The 17,327-nt window shown below is 44.0% G+C and carries 20 protein-coding genes and 2 pseudogenes; 20 read left to right on the top strand and 2 right to left on the bottom strand.

The features are described from left to right. Positions 1 to 127: 127 nt before the first annotated feature. The 18 genes and pseudogenes from spoIID (at position 128) to AC0OMA_RS18685 (ending at position 13,727) form a co-directional block, all read left to right on the top strand. Complete coding sequence (gene spoIID, locus AC0OMA_RS18770) at positions 128 to 1,159, top strand: stage II sporulation protein D (RefSeq protein ID WP_015384888.1); 1,032 nt, start codon at positions 128 to 130, stop codon at positions 1,157 to 1,159. Positions 1,160 to 1,544: 385 nt separating this feature from the next. Continuing rightward, the gene (locus AC0OMA_RS18765) at positions 1,545 to 2,228 is read left to right on the top strand and encodes a vWA domain-containing protein (protein ID WP_003227700.1); all 684 of its coding nucleotides are present in this window, start codon (positions 1,545 to 1,547) and stop codon (positions 2,226 to 2,228) included. A gap of 130 nt (positions 2,229 to 2,358) precedes the next feature. Then, positions 2,359 to 2,499, top strand: coding sequence for a hypothetical protein (locus tag AC0OMA_RS18760; protein WP_181220254.1), 141 nt, complete (start codon positions 2,359 to 2,361; stop codon positions 2,497 to 2,499). Positions 2,500 to 2,551: 52 nt separating this feature from the next. Then, positions 2,552 to 3,226 (top strand): vWA domain-containing protein, encoded by a 675-nt coding sequence (locus AC0OMA_RS18755; protein WP_003243553.1) that lies wholly within the window; start codon positions 2,552 to 2,554, stop codon positions 3,224 to 3,226. Between the two features lie 94 nt (positions 3,227 to 3,320). Continuing rightward, positions 3,321 to 3,482, top strand: a complete 162-nt coding sequence (locus AC0OMA_RS18750) for a hypothetical protein (protein ID WP_003227706.1) — start codon at positions 3,321 to 3,323, stop codon at positions 3,480 to 3,482. Positions 3,483 to 3,727: 245 nt separating this feature from the next. Beyond that, positions 3,728 to 4,516: a formate dehydrogenase accessory sulfurtransferase FdhD gene (gene fdhD / locus AC0OMA_RS18745; RefSeq protein WP_047183330.1), complete on the top strand. Its 789-nt coding sequence runs from the start codon at positions 3,728 to 3,730 to the stop codon at positions 4,514 to 4,516. Positions 4,517 to 4,531: 15 nt separating this feature from the next. After that, on the top strand, positions 4,532 to 5,557 hold the full coding sequence (moaA, locus tag AC0OMA_RS18740; RefSeq protein WP_015483814.1) for a GTP 3',8-cyclase MoaA: 1,026 nt from the start codon (positions 4,532 to 4,534) through the stop codon (positions 5,555 to 5,557). A gap of 192 nt (positions 5,558 to 5,749) precedes the next feature. Further along, the gene (gene rapB / locus AC0OMA_RS18735) at positions 5,750 to 6,883 is read left to right on the top strand and encodes a response regulator aspartate phosphatase RapB (protein WP_047183329.1); all 1,134 of its coding nucleotides are present in this window, start codon (positions 5,750 to 5,752) and stop codon (positions 6,881 to 6,883) included. Positions 6,884 to 7,037: 154 nt separating this feature from the next. Further along, on the top strand, positions 7,038 to 7,517 hold the full coding sequence (locus AC0OMA_RS18730) for a hypothetical protein (protein ID WP_026113664.1): 480 nt from the start codon (positions 7,038 to 7,040) through the stop codon (positions 7,515 to 7,517). A 72-nt stretch (positions 7,518 to 7,589) separates the two neighbouring features. Then, entirely contained in the window at positions 7,590 to 7,778 is a 189-nt protein-coding gene (csbD, locus tag AC0OMA_RS18725; protein ID WP_003227718.1) for a stress response protein CsbD, read from the top strand. A 212-nt stretch (positions 7,779 to 7,990) separates the two neighbouring features. Further along, positions 7,991 to 8,203: pseudogene (locus AC0OMA_RS18720) on the top strand (urea ABC transporter substrate-binding protein); the annotation flags it as partial. 302 nt (positions 8,204 to 8,505) lie between these two features. Continuing rightward, a pseudogene (locus tag AC0OMA_RS18715) lies at positions 8,506 to 8,666 on the top strand (hypothetical protein). A gap of 158 nt (positions 8,667 to 8,824) precedes the next feature. Further along, positions 8,825 to 9,142: an urease subunit gamma gene (gene ureA, locus AC0OMA_RS18710; RefSeq protein WP_003227724.1), complete on the top strand. Its 318-nt coding sequence runs from the start codon at positions 8,825 to 8,827 to the stop codon at positions 9,140 to 9,142. Further along, the gene (gene ureB, locus AC0OMA_RS18705) at positions 9,139 to 9,513 is read left to right on the top strand and encodes an urease subunit beta (RefSeq protein ID WP_003227726.1); all 375 of its coding nucleotides are present in this window, start codon (positions 9,139 to 9,141) and stop codon (positions 9,511 to 9,513) included. Before ureA ends, ureB begins: the two co-directional genes overlap by 4 nt. Continuing rightward, on the top strand, positions 9,510 to 11,219 hold the full coding sequence (gene ureC / locus AC0OMA_RS18700) for an urease subunit alpha (protein ID WP_047183328.1): 1,710 nt from the start codon (positions 9,510 to 9,512) through the stop codon (positions 11,217 to 11,219). The genes ureB and ureC overlap by 4 nt, the downstream gene beginning before the upstream one ends. Before the next feature lie 134 nt (positions 11,220 to 11,353). Next, the gene (locus AC0OMA_RS18695) at positions 11,354 to 11,755 is read left to right on the top strand and encodes an Rrf2 family transcriptional regulator (RefSeq protein WP_003227734.1); all 402 of its coding nucleotides are present in this window, start codon (positions 11,354 to 11,356) and stop codon (positions 11,753 to 11,755) included. A gap of 67 nt (positions 11,756 to 11,822) precedes the next feature. Then, complete coding sequence (locus AC0OMA_RS18690; RefSeq protein ID WP_015714860.1) at positions 11,823 to 12,464, top strand: NAD(P)-dependent oxidoreductase; 642 nt, start codon at positions 11,823 to 11,825, stop codon at positions 12,462 to 12,464. Between the two features lie 112 nt (positions 12,465 to 12,576). Beyond that, positions 12,577 to 13,727 (top strand): IS3 family transposase gene (locus tag AC0OMA_RS18685; protein ID WP_181220398.1). Its coding sequence is split into 2 segments (ribosomal slippage): positions 12,577 to 12,850 and positions 12,850 to 13,727, totalling 1,152 coding nucleotides; the frame shifts between segments, so codons are not numbered across the junction. 61 nt (positions 13,728 to 13,788) lie between these two features. On the opposite strand, the gene AC0OMA_RS18680 is transcribed toward AC0OMA_RS18685, so the two are convergent. Continuing rightward, a complete protein-coding gene (locus AC0OMA_RS18680; RefSeq protein WP_014478231.1) occupies positions 13,789 to 14,172 on the bottom strand; it encodes a DUF5362 family protein in 384 nt (127 codons plus the stop codon). Between the two features lie 144 nt (positions 14,173 to 14,316). On the opposite strand from AC0OMA_RS18680, the gene mta reads away from it, so the two are divergent. Then, positions 14,317 to 15,090, top strand: a complete 774-nt coding sequence (gene mta / locus AC0OMA_RS18675; protein ID WP_015483809.1) for a transcriptional activator Mta — start codon at positions 14,317 to 14,319, stop codon at positions 15,088 to 15,090. 23 nt (positions 15,091 to 15,113) lie between these two features. Here mta and cls read toward each other — a convergent pair whose 3' ends face one another. Next, complete coding sequence (gene cls, locus AC0OMA_RS18670) at positions 15,114 to 16,562, bottom strand: cardiolipin synthase (RefSeq protein WP_003243311.1); 1,449 nt, start codon at positions 16,560 to 16,562, stop codon at positions 15,114 to 15,116. 242 nt (positions 16,563 to 16,804) lie between these two features. Between cls and AC0OMA_RS18665 the strand changes: the two genes are divergently transcribed. Beyond that, positions 16,805 to 17,239, top strand: coding sequence for a DUF5392 family protein (locus AC0OMA_RS18665; protein ID WP_003244359.1), 435 nt, complete (start codon positions 16,805 to 16,807; stop codon positions 17,237 to 17,239). Positions 17,240 to 17,327 lie beyond the last annotated feature (88 nt).

The raw sequence follows: 17,327 nt of genomic DNA, 5'->3' as shown, positions 1-17,327 counted from the left end.
TGCGCAAAATAGCAAAAAAGAATACGTAAATGACAAATAAAGTTTCTGTCCAAAACGAGAGTCATATTAGCTTGTCCCTGCCCATAGACTAGACTAGAGTCGAATCCCGAGCAGGAGGCAGCTGAATATGAAACAATTCGCAATCACACTATCCGTACTATGTGCATTGATTCTCTTGGTTCCCACACTCTTGGTTATACCATTCCAGCATAATAAGGAAGCGGGGGCCAGCGTAGAATCAGAAAAGACAGCAGTCAGCACGAAACCAGCATCGAAAGGAGCAGAAACATTGAAAGCATCACCTGTTTCTATTCCCGTCTATCGAACCGCAAATCAATCCGTAGAAGACATTCCGCTTGAAGAGTATGTGATTGGAGTCGTCGCCTCCGAAATGCCGGCAACCTTTGAATCTGAAGCACTGAAAGCCCAGGCCCTCGCCGCCAGAACATTTATTGTCAGACTGATGGTATCGAATTCAGCGGTTGAGGCTCCTAAAGGCTCATTGGTGGATGATACACAGATGTTCCAGGTGTATAAAAACAAAGCGGAGCTGAAAAAACAGTGGGGCACAAGCTATGAGACAAAACTGAAGAAAATCACAGCTGCGGTAGCCAGTACGCAAGGCAAAATCTTAACGTACAACAACCAGCCGATTGAAGCCTCCTTTTTCTCCACAAGCAACGGCTACACAGAGAATGCAGAAGCTTATTGGACAAGTGCTATCCCATATTTAAAAAGCGTCAAAAGCCCTTGGGATAAAAAGTCTCCGAAATATATGGCAACGAAAACCTTTACAGCGGCAGAATTTCAGCAAAAGCTTGGCGTCAAGCTGGATGGATCTAGCGCAGTAGGGAAGATTACCGGCGAGACACCGGGCCACCAGGTCGCAACTGCCGTCATTAACGGCAAGACGCTGAAAGGAAGAGACATACGTGAAAAGCTGGGTCTCAACTCCGCCGATTTTGAATGGAAGCGGAATGGAGACACAATTACAGTCACGACGAGAGGATTTGGCCACGGTGTGGGGATGAGCCAATACGGAGCGAATTTTATGGCCAAAGAAGGCAAAACGGTTGATGACATTGTAAAGTACTATTACCAAGGCACACAAATTTCTGAGGCAGATGCGTTTTTGAATAAATATATGGCGAAAAAGTAGAAAAAGACGCTCATTGGGCGTCTTTTTCTGTTCCTGAATATCTTTTATCTAAGAGCAGCTGAAACGGTTTAGAGGAGCTTCTGACCGTCTTTAAGGATCAGTCCTTTTTTCCTGATTTCAGGCTTTGAGATTGTGGTAAAGTCATCCACATTTGTCGACAGACTTCGACAGACTCATATAACGAAAGCCGAAAGGCGGACAATCTTCTCTTTTCATAGGGGCGTTAGGTGGAAATCACTAATAAAAACATAGGTTTCTATGCAAAAGTAAACAACAGCAATGGGGAAGCCCGCCCTATTTATTTCTCGGTTTTTGTTGATTACGATAGATTATGTTCAGCGTTGAACATCTGCACGCAGAAACAAATTGGTAAAGGGGTACGAACATGAAGAAAAGATTTTCACTGATCATGATGACAGGATTGCTTTTTGGATTAACTTCACCTGCTTTTGCAGCTGAAAAGACAGAAACGGAGGCTAAAGCGCCGGCGAACGTGGCGGTCTTGCTTGATGCCAGCGGAAGTATGGCGAAAAGAATAGACGGTGTATCTAAATTTAATTCAGCCAAAAAAGAAATTTCAAAGTTTGCGAGCTCACTGCCAGAAGGAACTCAGGTGAAAATGAGCGTGTTTGGCTCTGAAGGAAACAATAAAAATTCCGGAAAAGTTCAGTCATGTGAAGCCATTCGCAACGTATACGGCTTCCAAAGCTTTAACGAGCAAAGCTTCCTCAATTCTCTCAATACAATTGGGCCGACTGGCTGGACGCCAATTGCCAAAGCGCTGAACGAGGCGAAATCTTCTTTTGACCAGCTTGATGCAAAAGGGGAAAAAGTGGTGTATCTGTTGACAGACGGTGAGGAAACGTGCGGAGGAAACCCGATTAAAACAGCAAAGGAACTGCAAAAAGACAATATCACTGTTAATGTGATCGGCTTTGATTATAAAGAGGGATACAAAGGCCAGCTGAACGCAATTGCGAAAGTAGGCGGCGGTGAATACTTCCCGGCTTATACCCAAAAAGATGTTGAGAAAATTTTCACTCAGCAATCACTAATGTTATCTAAATAAGAAAAAAGAGGCTGGTGATGGTCAGCCTCTTTTTGTATGTAACAAAAACTTCAAAACTAATTAGCTGTCTGCCTGTAGCATAGTAGCAGATTTCCGTTTTTCTGTCATAATCAAGGCGAAAAAAGAATGAATGTTCACACAATCTGTTTATGCTTTCTGGGTGGAAATGGCTAAAAATGAACGGCATTTCAAGCGATTTTGGACAGATCGTGAAAGCAGCACAAAAGGCAGCATGTCCTATATCTTTTTGCATTTTCGTATTCTAGCATAAAGAAGAATCCAACATATAGTTGGAAAATATGAAAAAGAAAGGAAGTAATCATATGAAAAAGTTGCTGGCTGCCGGTATCATTGGATTGTTGACTGTTTCCATTGCCTCCCCGTCTTTTGCCGCTGAGAAACAGGCTGATACAAATGTAGCTGTTTTGTTTGACGGAAGCGGAAGCATGGTTCAAAAAACAGGAGGAGAGCGCAAAATAGACATTGCCAAAAAATCAGTAAAATCTTTTGCCGAACTTCTTCCGAAGGATACAAATCTTATGCTTCGCGTTTTCGGGCATGCAGGGAACAATAAACTGTCCGGTAAAGCCCTTTCGTGCAGTACGACGGAAACCATTTACGGCCTTCATCCATATGAAGGGTCTCTGTTTGACAATTCATTGAGTGAGCTCAAGCCGACTGGATGGACACCGATTGCCAAAGCACTTGCAGACACAAGAAAAGAATTTGAAGCATTTGACGCAGACGGGAAAAACGTGGTGTATTTAATCACTGACGGTGAAGAAACGTGCGGCGGAGACCCTGCGGCAGAAATCGAAAAGCTCCGTGCATCAAATGTGGATACGATTGTAAACATCATTGGCTTCAACTTTGATGTCAAGGGTAATGAAGAGATGAAACAAGCAGCTGTCGCTGGCGGCGGAGAATATATTTCAGCGAACAGTGCGGATGAGTTCGAACAGGCTTGGGAAAAAGAAGCACAAAAATTTACTGAGTAAGGAACCTAAAGATCAGGCGCTCCCCCAGGCGCCTTTTTTTATTGGTTTAAAAACAGTTTGGGCGGGAATGATACCCTAAAAAGGGGTTGAACATATGAAATTATTCGGAATGATTTTTCTTATAGCCACCGTTGCATTCATATTGCTTGGTGTTCTTCTAAAACTGGCAGCCTTCTTTTTTGTCAGCATTCTCACCTTGATCGCAGCTATTGTGCTGTTTACGGTTCTGAAAAAGAATCAGCATAATCAAACATAGAGTCCTTTATACAGAGGTGTCTCAGCGTGTCGACAAACCCCGCGTTCGTTGTCAATGCACATTGGTGCTCACGTGTTATAAAAGGAACGGCGGCTAAATGCTTAGGCGCCCTGCCTAAACACCGCCGTCATCACATCCTGTGAAAGCCCTTTATATAGAGGGCTCTTTTTGTGTCTCAGAATTCGACAAAATCCGAGGAGTGTGAAAAAATATAAAGGCAGGAACATTGCGGAGGGGAAGAGACATTGAACGATAAAGTAACTGCGGTCAGGGATGTATGGCGCTATGAACAAGGGGAAATAAGCAAAGTAGAAGACCGGATGGTGACGGAATTCCCTTTGACAGTGATACTGAATGGCAGTGAATTTGTGACGCTCGTTTGTACGCCTGAGCATATCGAAGAGCTTGTCATCGGATTTCTCGCATCAGAGGGTGTTATACGATTTCAAAAAGAAATTAAAAGGTTTACAATAGATGAAAGTCTCGGTTTTGTATATGTCGACCTCGTTCACCCTGAGACATTGGATCAAAAGGATTATACGAAACGGGTGATCGGCTCATGTTGCGGAAAGGGCCGTCATTTTTATTTTCAGCAGGATGTCAAAACAGCCAAGACGGCTGTCAGCCAAATCAAGATATCGCCTGAGGCATGTTTGGCGCTTATGAAAGACATGCAGCAAGGGAGCGGGACGTTTCAGGATACGGGAGGCGTCCATAATGCGGCGCTTTGCGACACAGAGAAGCTTCTGTTGATGCGCACAGATATCGGTCGGCACAACGCACTTGATAAACTATACGGACACTGCCTTCTAAACGGGATGTCCGTACGTGACAAACTGATTGTGTTCAGCGGCAGAATCTCATCAGAGGTCCTGTTAAAAGCGGCCAAAATCGGCGTGTCGATTGTCATTTCCAAATCGGCCCCGACGGAGCTTGCGGTTCAAATGGCTGAAGAATTGAATATCACAGCGATTGGATTTGTCAGAAACGGATCATTTAATGTATATACACACCCTGAGAGAATCAGGGGATAGGAAGGGGCTGTAGCTATGATTACAGAGTCGCGTCAGATGTTGGATAAAAGAAACAGACCGCTGAGAGACCTTCGCATTTCTGTTACAGACCGCTGCAACTTCCGATGCACGTACTGTATGCCCGCCGAATTATTCGGTCCGGATTATCCTTTTTTAAAGAAAGAGGAGCTGCTTTCATTTGAGGAGCTGGAACGGCTTGCGACATTGTTTGTCACAAGATTTGGCGTTGAAAAAATCCGCCTGACCGGCGGAGAGCCCCTCATGAGAAAGGATATGCCGGAGTTAATCAAAAAACTGGCCCGCATACCGGGTATTCGTGACATCGCGATGACGACAAACGGATCACTGCTGCCTGTTTATGCAAAGAGGCTCAAGGAGGCTGGGCTGAAAAGGGTTACGATCAGCCTTGATTCTTTAGAAGACGAGCGTTTTAAGAAGATAAACGGGCGCGGTGTTTCTGTCAGCAAGGTGCTGGAAGGCATTGAAGCGGCGAAGCAAGCGGGGCTCGGTGTTAAAATCAATATGGTCGTTCAAAAGGGCGTCAATGAAAAAGATATACTGCCTATGGCCCGTTATTTTAAAGAAAAAGGGCATATCCTGAGATTCATAGAATTTATGGACGTAGGCAACACCAACCAATGGGAAAAGAAAGACGTCATGACAAAGGCGGAAATCATAGATTTGATCAATGAACACATGCCGGTTGAGCCGATAGCGCCTAATTATATAGGCGAAGTGGCTTCCAGATTCCGCTACTTGGACGGCTCCGGAGAAATCGGCGTCATATCATCTGTATCTGATGCGTTCTGCGGATCTTGCAACAGAGCCCGTCTTTCTGCGAGAGGAGAGCTGTTTACCTGCTTATTCGCTTCAAGCGGATTTGACCTCAGAGCTCCGGTTCGCCAGGAATTAAGTGATGACGAACTATCAGAAATGATCGGGACAGTATGGAAAAATCGGATCGATCAGTATTCAGTCGATCGTACGCTATCAAAAGCATCTGGCAAAAAGAAAGTGGAAATGTCTTATATTGGCGGTTAATTTGAAGTCAAAAGCTTATCGGCACTGTCCGATAAGCTTTTTTTATTAGAATCCGAGTGCAAAAAATACGTATAAAAACCGAAATATATAAGGATAGGCATAAAGAAGGAATCATTGTAAGAAAATTTAATTCCAAAGCCATACATTATGATAAAATATAACCAATTAGAAAATAGAAAGGGTTGGAGGGGCATGGCCGCGTACGAGATCCCGTCATCTCAAGTAGGAGTGAAAATCAATAAGTGGTATAAGCACATTTTAGCATTTCAAGTGGCTGATGCCGTAAAGCTGAAAGAAGAAATTGATCTAGATATCGAACAGATGGAAGAGGATCAGCTGCTTCTCCTGTATTATCAGCTGATCAGCTACCGGCACCAAATTATGCTGGATTATGTAAAGCCTGACCTGCACGAGGAATCTCAGCTTCAATATCGTGAATTGATCAAAACGCTGGAAAGCAATCAGGACAGCATCTCCGGATTATCTGAGTATTATTTTCACTTGTTTAGAGGAATGTACGAATTTGAACAGAACAATTACATCTCGGCTATATCCTTTTATCGGAAAGCTGAGAAGATGCTTGCGTTTGTAGAAGATGAAATTGAAAGAGCGGAATTTCATTTTAAAGTGGCGGAAGTCTTTTATATTATGAAGCAGACGCACTTTTCCATGAACCACGCCGTACAGGCGCTGGAGACGTATAAGGCTAATGATTTTTACAGAGTCAGAAGAATTCAATGTCATTTTGTCATATCAGGAAACTACATTGACTACAGAAATTATGAAAAAGCGCTTGAACATTTAGATGACGCGTATCGCCTTGCTTTATTGGAAGGACAGCCCCGTTTGATCGGATCAGCCCTTTATAATATTGGGAATTGCTATGATGACAAGGGGGAGCTGGATCAGGCCGCCGAATCCTTTGAAAAAGCGCTTCCTGTCTTCGAGGATTATCAGCTGGAACAGCTTCCAAAAGCGCTCTTCAGCCTGACTCGCGTTCTTTTCAAAAAACAAGATAGCGAAGCCGCGATGCGGTACTATGAAAAAGGGATTGCCATTGCCCAAAAACGAAACGACTTCTTCAGTCTGGCAAAATATAAATTTCTGCAGGCTTTATATGTGGAATCTGTCAATTTGGATATGATTCAAGAAGTATTTAATTATATGGAAGAAAAGGGCCTGTACGTATATATTGAAGAATTTGCTTTAGATGCTGCCTCCTATTTCAGTCATCGCGAACAATATAAAGAAGCGGTGTATTTTTATGAAAAAGCGGTCAGCATGAGAGAGATGATTCAAAGGAACGATTGCTTATATGAAGTATGAGACAAAACCATCTGCTGGCAGATGGTTTTTTTTATGCAAAAAAAGGGGAGCATCGGAACGTTTATTTCCGGGGAGAACAGGAAAAATCGCTACAGCACTGTTTTTTGAACAAAAGCCGTTTTGGGATGCAGATCTGCACGTGAGGGGGAATTCAATGTTTGGTTTTAATGATATGGTGAAGTTTCTGTGGTCTTTCCTCATTGTTCTGCCGCTTGTACAGATTATACATGTTTCAGGGCACAGCTTTATGGCTTTTATTTTTGGCGGAAAAGGATCGTTGGATATAGGCATGGGAAAAACGCTGCTTAAAATTGGACCCATACGGTTCAGAACGATTTATTTTATCGATTCTTTTTGCCGGTACGGGGAGTTGAAAATTGACAATCGATTCTCACATGCACTCGTGTATGCAGGGGGCTGCTTGTTTAACCTCATCACGATTTTTGCAATCAATCTGCTGATTATACACAGTGTATTAAAGCCGAATGTGTTTTTCTATCAGTTTGTCTATTTTTCTACGTATTATGTGTTTTTTGCCCTGCTGCCGGTCCGATATTCGGAGAAAAAGTCATCAGACGGGCTGGCGATATACAAGGTGCTCCGTTACGGAGAGCGCTACGAAATCGATAAATAACATTAGAATGTTTATTGCCTCTCAGATCGGGAAGGTAACAAGTACACACATAATTGAGAGGGGAGAATTAACATGGGTAACGATAGTGTAAAAGACAAAATGAAGGGCGGCTTCAATAAAGCCAAAGGAGAAGTGAAGGATAAAGTCGGAGATATGGCTGACAGAACGGACATGCAGGCTGAAGGCAAAAAAGATAAGGCGAAAGGCGAAATCCAAAAGGATATCGGGAAAGCCAAGGATAAATTTTCAGATAAAGATTAATCGTACGGAAGAGGCAGGAAACGAAATGTTTCTTGTCTTTTTTTGTTCGCTTTTTCTGATGTGAATAAATATAACAAAAAAAGAAACTGATTTGGTCAAGGTAACTAAATTTTTTAAATATTCTTTGAATTAATAGGCCTCTTCTATATAATAATGACATAAGTTGTAAAGTTTTATAACATCATTTGGAGAAATCAAACAAAGGGGTTTTGATGACGGAATGTACTGCACCGAAGAAAGTGTCGGAAGCCAGCGGGAGTGCGAAAAAACAGTTAATATCGACACAAGCGGGATTCAGTGAAGGTCGGGATTCTTCACTCGTTAAGCCGAACGGTGGCGATCAGCGAAGTGACCGTCTATGCTGCGGAGTAAATGGCAATAGTCGGGTTCTCGGTATCGTGGAGGACGGCGCCTCAGACTGGCCTCCATGCCATGCTTCCGGTTGCGGAGCAAAACAACGGGCTGCCATCAGGAATGTAACGTCTGGTTATGATCAATCGATGGTTTAGCACAGCCTCAGCATGGAGGTTCACCCGGGGCAGATTGTCGCTGTATTAGGCCGAAATGGAGTCGGCCAATCCACTTCATAGGCCTGCTTCCGGCTAAACAGGGGGGCTATTTGTTTTAATCAAACGTTTGTTCAAAACGAAAAGGCGGTCAACAGCAGCAGCTTGCAATCGCCAGAGCGCTGATGGTAAATCCGAAAAATATTTTACTTGATTAACCATTGGAAGGAATTTAGATTTTAATTGTCGAACTAGTCAGACAAGTTATTATAGAAATTCCCAGAAAAAAAGACATTTCTGTTATCTTAGTCGAGCGCAGTCTGGAAAACACGTTAATCTGTGCTCACTATCTTTCCGTGATCGACAGGGGAACGGTTGTTGACCATGGCAAGGCTGATGAAGAAACGGCATGCCGCTTTGAAAGGCATCTTACCGTATGACCCCCATTCTCGAAGAAAGGGAGGTGATGTCCCGCCTGACTGTTCCGCAAATTCGTAGTAACCGCATCTGCTTTATATGACAAAAGAAGGAGGACTACAGATGAAACTGACACCGGTTGAACAAGAAAAATTGCTCATTTTTGCAGCGGGGGAATTAGCCAAACAGCGAAAGGCGCGGGGCGTTCTGCTGAACTATCCTGAGGCTGCTGCTTATATCACCTGCTTTATTATGGAAGGCGCACGTGATGGGAAGGGAGTAGCAGAGCTGATGGAAGCCGGCCGCCATGTATTAACGGAAAAAGATGTGATGGAGGGTGTGCCTGAGATGCTGGACAGCATTCAGGTGGAGGCCACATTTCCGGATGGAGTAAAGCTTGTTACGGTACATCAGCCAATTTCTGCGGAGGTGAAGTCATGAAGCCGGGAGCATTTCAAATTGCTGAGGGAACCATTACGATTAATGAAGGCCGTGAGATACGGGAGGTAACGGTAAAAAACACCGGATCACGCTCCATTCAAGTCGGCTCGCATTTTCATTTTGCGGAGGCCAACGGGGCTTTATTATTTGACCGTGAGCTGGCGATCGGCATGCGTCTTGATGTTCCATCAGGCACGTCGGTCCGTTTTGAGCCGGGTGAGCAGAAAACGGTCTCACTAGTGGAAATCAGAGGGCGCAAGACAATTAGAGGGCTGAACGGAATGGCCGACACGTTTATCGATGAACGCGGCAAAGAAAAAACGTTGGCCAACTTAAAACAAGCCGGCTGGATGGAGGGTGTAATCCGATGAAAATGTCACGGGAGGAATATGCGGAACTGTTTGGCCCGACAACGGGCGATAAAATCAGATTGGGCGACACGGATTTATGGATCGAAGTCGAAAAGGATTTCACAGTATATGGTGAAGAAATGATCTTTGGCGGCGGAAAAACAATCCGCGACGGCATGGGCCAAAACGGCAGAATCACAGGGAAGGACGGCGCTTTGGATTTGGTTATCACCAACGTCGTGCTATTGGATTACACAGGCATTGTCAAAGCGGATATCGGTGTGAAAGACGGCCGGATTGTCGGTGTCGGAAAAAGCGGAAATCCTGATATCATGGATGGAGTCGATCCGCACATGGTCATCGGAGCGGGGACAGAGGTGATTTCCGGTGAAGGCAAAATTTTAACAGCTGGGGGAGTGGACACGCACATTCATTTTATTTGTCCTCAGCAGATGGAAGTTGCGCTTTCTTCAGGTGTGACGACCCTTTTGGGAGGCGGAACAGGACCCGCTACAGGAAGCAAAGCGACAACATGTACGTCCGGGGCGTGGTATATGGCGAGGATGCTGGAAGCGGCCGAGGAGTTTCCGATCAATGTCGGCTTCTTAGGAAAAGGGAATGCATCCGATAAAGCGCCGCTGATCGAGCAGGTGGAAGCGGGCGCCATCGGCCTTAAGCTTCATGAAGACTGGGGCACGACGCCAAGCGCCATTAAAACGTGTATGGAAGTTGTGGACGAGGCTGATATTCAAGTTGCCATCCATACCGATACGATTAACGAAGCGGGCTTTTTGGAAAACACGCTCGACGCGATCGGGGACCGGGTCATTCATACTTATCACATAGAAGGGGCAGGCGGCGGCCATGCCCCGGATATTATGAAGCTCGCCTCTTACGCGAACATTCTGCCGTCATCTACAACGCCAACCATTCCTTATACCGTTAATACGATGGATGAGCATCTTGACATGATGATGGTCTGCCACCATTTAGATGCGAAAGTGCCTGAAGATGTGGCGTTCAGCCATTCCAGAATCAGGGCGGCGACGATTGCCGCGGAGGATATTCTCCATGATATCGGTGCGATCAGCATGACATCATCGGATTCCCAAGCGATGGGGCGGGTCGGAGAAGTGATCATCCGAACATGGCAGGTAGCCGATAAAATGAAAAAACAGCGCGGCGCTCTTGCCGGCGAAAACGGGAATGACAATGTGCGCGCAAAACGGTACATTGCCAAATACACGATTAATCCGGCAATTACGCACGGGCTCAGCCATGAGGTCGGCTCGGTGGAAAAAGGGAAGCTTGCTGATCTCGTTCTGTGGGACCCGGTATTTTTCGGCGTAAAACCGGAACTGGTCTTAAAGGGCGGCATGATTGCACGTGCGCAAATGGGAGATCCGAACGCGTCCATCCCGACTCCTGAACCGGTTTTCATGCGCCAAATGTATGCGTCTTACGGAAAAGCCAACCGCTCAACATCGATTACATTTATGTCTCAGGCAAGCATAGAGCGTGGTGTAGCGGAAAGCTTAGGGCTGGAAAAAAGGATTTCTCCAGTCAAAAATATCAGAAAGCTGAGCAAGCTGGATATGAAGCTGAACTCGGCTTTGCCGAAGATTGAGATTGATCCAAAAACCTATCAGGTCTTTGCTGACGGGGAGGAGTTGTCTTGCCAGCCTGTCGATTATGTCCCCCTTGGACAAAGATATTTCTTATTCTGATAAGACGCGGCCGGAGTGCATCCGGCCGATCTATTGACTAAAAACGGTGCACAAAACCCGTGTATTTAGTGTATATTAGATGTTGACAAACGAATCAAATGTAACTATTATAGTTACAACGGTGGTGAAAAAACATGATTAACAGCCGTCTTGCTGTTGCCATTCATATTTTATCCCTCATCTCGATGGATGAAAAAACATCTTCAGAAATCATTGCTGACAGTGTCAACACAAATCCGGTAGTTGTGCGAAGAATGATCAGCCTGCTGAAAAAAGCTGATATTCTCACATCACGCGCCGGGGTGCCGGGTGCAAGCCTCAAAAAAGATCCTGCTGATATTTCTCTTTTAGAAGTGTATCGGGCTGTCCAAAAGCAAGAAGAACTCTTTGCGGTTCATGAAAACCCGAATCCGAAATGTCCGGTAGGGAAAAAAATTCAGAACGCTCTGGATGAAACGTTTGAAAGTGTGCAAAGAGCGATGGAAAATGAACTGGCGAGCAAGTCATTAAAAGATGTTATGAATCATCTCTTTTAATCAAAAGGGATGACTTCTCACCGTTAACATGTAACTAAAATTGTTACAAATGAGGAGGAAATGAAAAATGAAAATTGGTATTATAGGCGCAAGCGGGAAAGCGGGAAACGAGATTTTGAAAGAAGCGAAAACAAGAGGCCATGAAGTGACAGCCATCGTCAGAAACGCTTCAAAAGTGCAGGAGCAGGACGTAGCGGTTTTGGAAAAAGATGTGTTTGAACTGACTGCGGAAGACATCAAGCCTTTCGACGCAGTCGTAAACGCTTTTGGAGCAGCACCCGGCCAAGAACATCTTCATGTTGAAGCAGGAAGAGCACTCATCAGCATCTTAAAGGACGCGAAGCACACAAGATTGCTTGTTGTTGGCGGAGCGGGAAGCCTGTTTGTTGATGAAGCCAAAACAACCCGTTTAATGGATACGCCGGAATTTCCAAAAGAATATTTGCCAACTGCATCAAATCAAGGCGAGAACCTGAAAGATTTGCAGCAGACAGACTCCATTTCCTGGACGTTCCTCAGTCCTGCGGCATTTTTTGATCCAGCAGGAAAACGGACTGGCTCTTACCAAAAAGGAAAAGACAATGTCATCGTAAATGCAAAAGGCGACAGCTATATCAGCTATGCAGATTATGCCATTGCCGTGTTGGATGAGCTTGAACATCCTGAACACAAAAATGAACGCTTCACAGTGGTAAGCGAAGCGGAATAATAAAAAACCCGGAGCCAGGGGACTGACCCCATAAGATGAAACAAATAAAAACACCTTCAAGTTTGAAAACGGATGATTGTTATCCGAAATTAGACTTGGAGGTGTTTTTTCTATGGGGACAAGAGTGAGTTATCCGGTTGAAGTTAAACAGAAGGCTGTAGAAATGAGATTGGCAGGCGTGCCTATGAAAGAGATCATGCAGAAATTGAATATTAAGAATAAGACACAGGTTCAGACATGGGTTAGATGGCATAAGGCTGGGGATACACATCGATTCGAACAGCCTGTTGGAAAGCAATACACTTACGGAAAAGGTCCGGAGTATTCTTCCGAATTAGAGAAACTGCAGGCAGAGAATCGTTATCTGAGACAACAGAATGAAGTTTTAAAAAAGTACAACGAATTGGAAAGGAAGTTGATAGCGAAACGTCAGTCGAACTTGTAGAAGTATTGCACAGCACAATGACCGTGCAGGATATCTGTGTTCATTTAGGTATCTCACGTGCGTCTTATTATCGTTGGAAGAAGAATCTGACGAAAGATCATCCCAAGCGCCATTTGGAAAAACAAATCGGCACGTTGTGCCGAGAGCACAAGTATCGATATGGATATCGGAAAATCACAGCCATATTAAAAAAGGGAATGTGTATCAACCATAAAACGGTTCAACGTATTATGCAGGAAAATCAGTGGCAGTGCCGAGTTAAGGTGAAAAAGCGTAAGAAGAATGGGCAGCCATATGCCGTAGTCGATAATATATTGGATCGGAACTTTCAGTCTGATCGCCCTCTTGAAAAACTAGTAACGGACATCACTTATTTGCCTTATGGACAGAAACAATTGTACCTTTCCAGTATATTGGATTTATACAATGGAGAAGTGATTGCTTTTACGATTGGAGATAAACAGGACACAGATTTTGTTCTAAATACACTTGATCAGCTGCCAACACTTCCCGAGAACTGCGTGTTACATAGTGACCAAGGATCTGTGTATACATCTTACGAGTATCAGAAAGCTGTTAAAACAATAGGCATTACCATGAGCATGTCCCGCAAAGGGACGCCCGCTGATAATGCCACCATCGAATCGTTTCATTCCTCATTAAAGTCTGAAACGTTCTATCTGAACAGCATTGATCGTACTACGACCGCCATCGTAGAACGCACTGTCACAGAATACATTCATTATTATAACAATATTCGTATTCAAACGAAACTAAACAACCAATCACCGATAAACTATCGGCAATTGGCTGTTTAAAAGGTGTTTTGATCCCTGTCTCAAAAACGGGGGTCAGTCCCCCAGCTCCGGGTTTTTCTCATTAATAAGTGCTGTACGTATCGCTGAAAAGGCCGTCAGCAATCCCAAGCATTAAAAAGATGAAGAAGGCGATAATCGCAAGAATGGATACAGCAATGCTTACGATCAAATAAATCCCTTGCATCTTTACGAATTTCGCGTAATTCTCCAGCATTAAGTCTTCAGACTGTCCGCTATTGTGTTCAGCCATTTGGCCTGCTTCCCTAGCTGACCTCATCAAAAAGATACCGGAAATAATTTGCAGTACGCCTGGCACGGCACCGATTAGAAAAATGAACGCGCCTGAAAGCGCGGTAATTGCGCCCATAATAATAAATAAAATGCCTGTAGCTTTTCCCCATTTCGAAATGCTGATGAGGGTTTTGTTCATTGTTTCAGGATTCATGTATACTGGCTCCCCTTTACAAAAAAATACTCACTTTTCTTTTATACACTATTTGTGAGAAGTTTTGTATATAGAAAATAACATTTTGGGGATTGACCCTAACGTTGCGTGATTGTTTACGATAAAAAAGAGGAGGTGTTATGTATGAAATATCAAGTTAAACAAGTGGCGGAGATATCAGGTGTCAGCATTCGGACGCTTCATCACTATGACAATATTGAGCTTCTGAATCCTTCAGCGCTTACTGATGCTGGGTATCGTTTGTACAGTGACGCAGACCTGGAAAGACTGCAGCAGATTTTATTTTTCAAGGAAATCGGGTTTCGTCTGGATGAGATTAAAGAGATGCTGGATCATCCGAATTTTGACCGGAAAGCGGCACTTCAGTCGCAAAAGGAGATATTGATGAAGAAAAAACAAAGAATGGATGAGATGATTCAAACAATTGACAGGACGCTTTTGTCCGTTGATGGAGGGGAAACGATGAATAAGAGGGATTTATTTGCCGGATTAAGCATGAAAGACATTGAAGAGCACCAGCAGACATACGCTGATGAAGTCAGAAAGCTGTATGGAAAGGAAATCGCAGAAGAAACAGAGAAAAGGACATCTGCATACTCGGCAGATGATTGGCGAACGATCATGGCTGAATTTGATTCGATTTACAGACGAATTGCGGCGCGAATGAAGCATGGGCCCGATGATGCAGAGGTTCAGGCCGCAGTGGGGGCATTTCGCGATCATATTTGCCAATATCATTACGATTGCACACTCGACATTTTCAGAGGACTCGGGGAAGTGTATATCACTGACGAGCGATTTACCGATTCAATCAATCAATATGGAGAAGGTCTTGCCGCTTTTTTGCGGGAGGCAATCATCATTTACTGTGACCATCAGGAAAACCCCCGGCCGTAAAGGCCGGGGGTTTTTGGCGCATCTTATAAGATCGGCGACAACAGCCGCGAGACGGATTCTTTTATTCGAATCCACAACGGGCGCTGCAGATACTCCTCATAGGTGAATTTTCTGGATACTAGCAAATCTTCTTTAAAAGTTGAAACCAGTTTTTTAGCAATGGTGATATCGTATATAAATGCATTAACCTCAAAATTCAGTCTGAAGCTTCGGACATCAATGTTCGCTGTGCCGACTGAAGCGATTTCGTCATCCACCACGATGGTTTTCGCGTGAATAAAGCCGTTATCGTAAATATAGACAGTGGCTCCGGCTTTCAGCAGATCGCCGATATACGAAAGTGTCGCCCAGTATACAAAGGCGTGATCGGGCTTGTTCGGAATCATAATGTTAACGTCAATGCCCGAAAGGCAAGCGATCCTTAAAGCATCCAGCAGGCTTGCATCTGGGATAAAATAAGGTGTTTGTATCAAAATGGAACGCTTGGCGTTTGAAATCATTTTGATGTAGCCATTTTTAATTTGTTCCCATTCCGAATCAGGGCCGCTTGTGACAATCTGCATCCCGACGTTGCCTTTTGGGCCGTAATCAGGAAAGTGATTTGGAATATATGTCAGCGTATGGTGATGAGAAGCTTGGTTCCAGTCAAGGATGAACCGTGTTTGGATGGCGTGCACGGCCGTTCCTTGCAGCCGGATATGCGTATCCCGCCAATAACCGAATTTCGGATTAAGCCCTAGATACTCATCTCCGACGTTAAAACCTCCGACATAACCGGTCATACCGTCTATGATCACAAGCTTTCGATGGTTCCGGTAATTCAGCCGCAGGTTAATCGGCCTGAGCTTTGACGGGAAAAAGACCTCCACATGCCCGCCAGCCTCGCGAAGCTCTTTAAAAAACTTTTTTCTCAGCGTTCTGGACCCGAGTTCATCATAAAGCACTCTGACCTGAACACCTTCTTTCGCCTTTTGGATGAGAGCGTCGCGCAATTTTTTGCCTAATTCATCGCCTTTATAAATATAATACTGTAAATGGATATGATCCTTAGCCTTTGAAATGTCACTCAGCAGCCGCTGAAATTTATCCCGTCCATCTGTAATGACGTCAACTGAATTATCCTCTGTAAACACAGCATGGTTATTCATAATCAGCATATAAATTAAATCTTTGTTATCAAAGGTTGCCCGGTTGTTAAACTGAAATTGCTTGGTTTCTAAATCTTCAAGCTGATGCTTCAGCAGCCTTTCAATTCCAATCTTTTTCCGGTCTTCCCATTGAAACAAATGCTTGCGTCTGAGATTATGGCCGAATAATAAGTATAAAATAAAGCCTAAAACGGGAATAAAGAAAAGAACAAGCAGCCACGCCCAAGATGCACTGGCATCGCGCCGTTCTTTGAAGATGACAATGATGGCCAAAAGAATATTTAAAATGAAAAAAAGTGATAAAAGGATGGAAGAAATACTCACTTTGTAACCCCGCTCATTCATATTTATCAAGAAGATTGCCATTAGTATTCCATGAATAACAGTGATCTGATTCCCATTACAAATTATAACACTCACATTTTAAAAGAATAAAGAGCGGCGATCCAGATTCTTCGTGAAAAATACGGGCAGATTTCTTTAAAACCAGCTTGCACCTGCGTTAAAATAAACACATATGATAACGTTCGTGAAGCTTGAAACATCAAATAAAGGGGGAGGATTATATGAACTTTTACAGAGTCGAACAAATGCCGGGGTTCATCAAAACAGAAATGCAAAAAATTCAAAAGGCCGTACAGCCTTTCATGAAAAAAACCGTCATTTACCGTTTTCTTGCTATTCCGCTTGCTGCATTCTCTCTCTTTAATTTAGCTGCTTTTCTATTTCATGCTTCAGCTGACAGGGAGTCCCTGATCAGCGCAGGCATATTCGCCCTTTTGGCGGCGCTCGGGCTCGCATTTTTTAAAGAGGCAGGCTATCAGCATAAACAAATCCAAAAAACGGTTCACATCTATATGCTGAACAGGATCAAAAAGAGCGAAATCCTTTCAGAAGAGCGGAAAAGCTCCTACGCACGACAAATAAAGGAAGAGCCTTTTGCGATGCGGAGTTTTGTTGAATTTTTGACTGAGGAAGACAGACGCAAAAAAATGTATTAAAGAAGATCTGCACCCGGATTGTTGAGATTTTTCAGACGATCCGGGTGTGTTTTTTTGTATGACTTGGGATACGGACACGAGTTGTTAT

Source organism: Bacillus sp. AMCV2 (genome assembly GCF_056033925.1).
The sequence above is the reverse complement of the archived record's forward strand: the minus strand, read 5'-3'. Positions and strand labels throughout refer to the sequence as shown.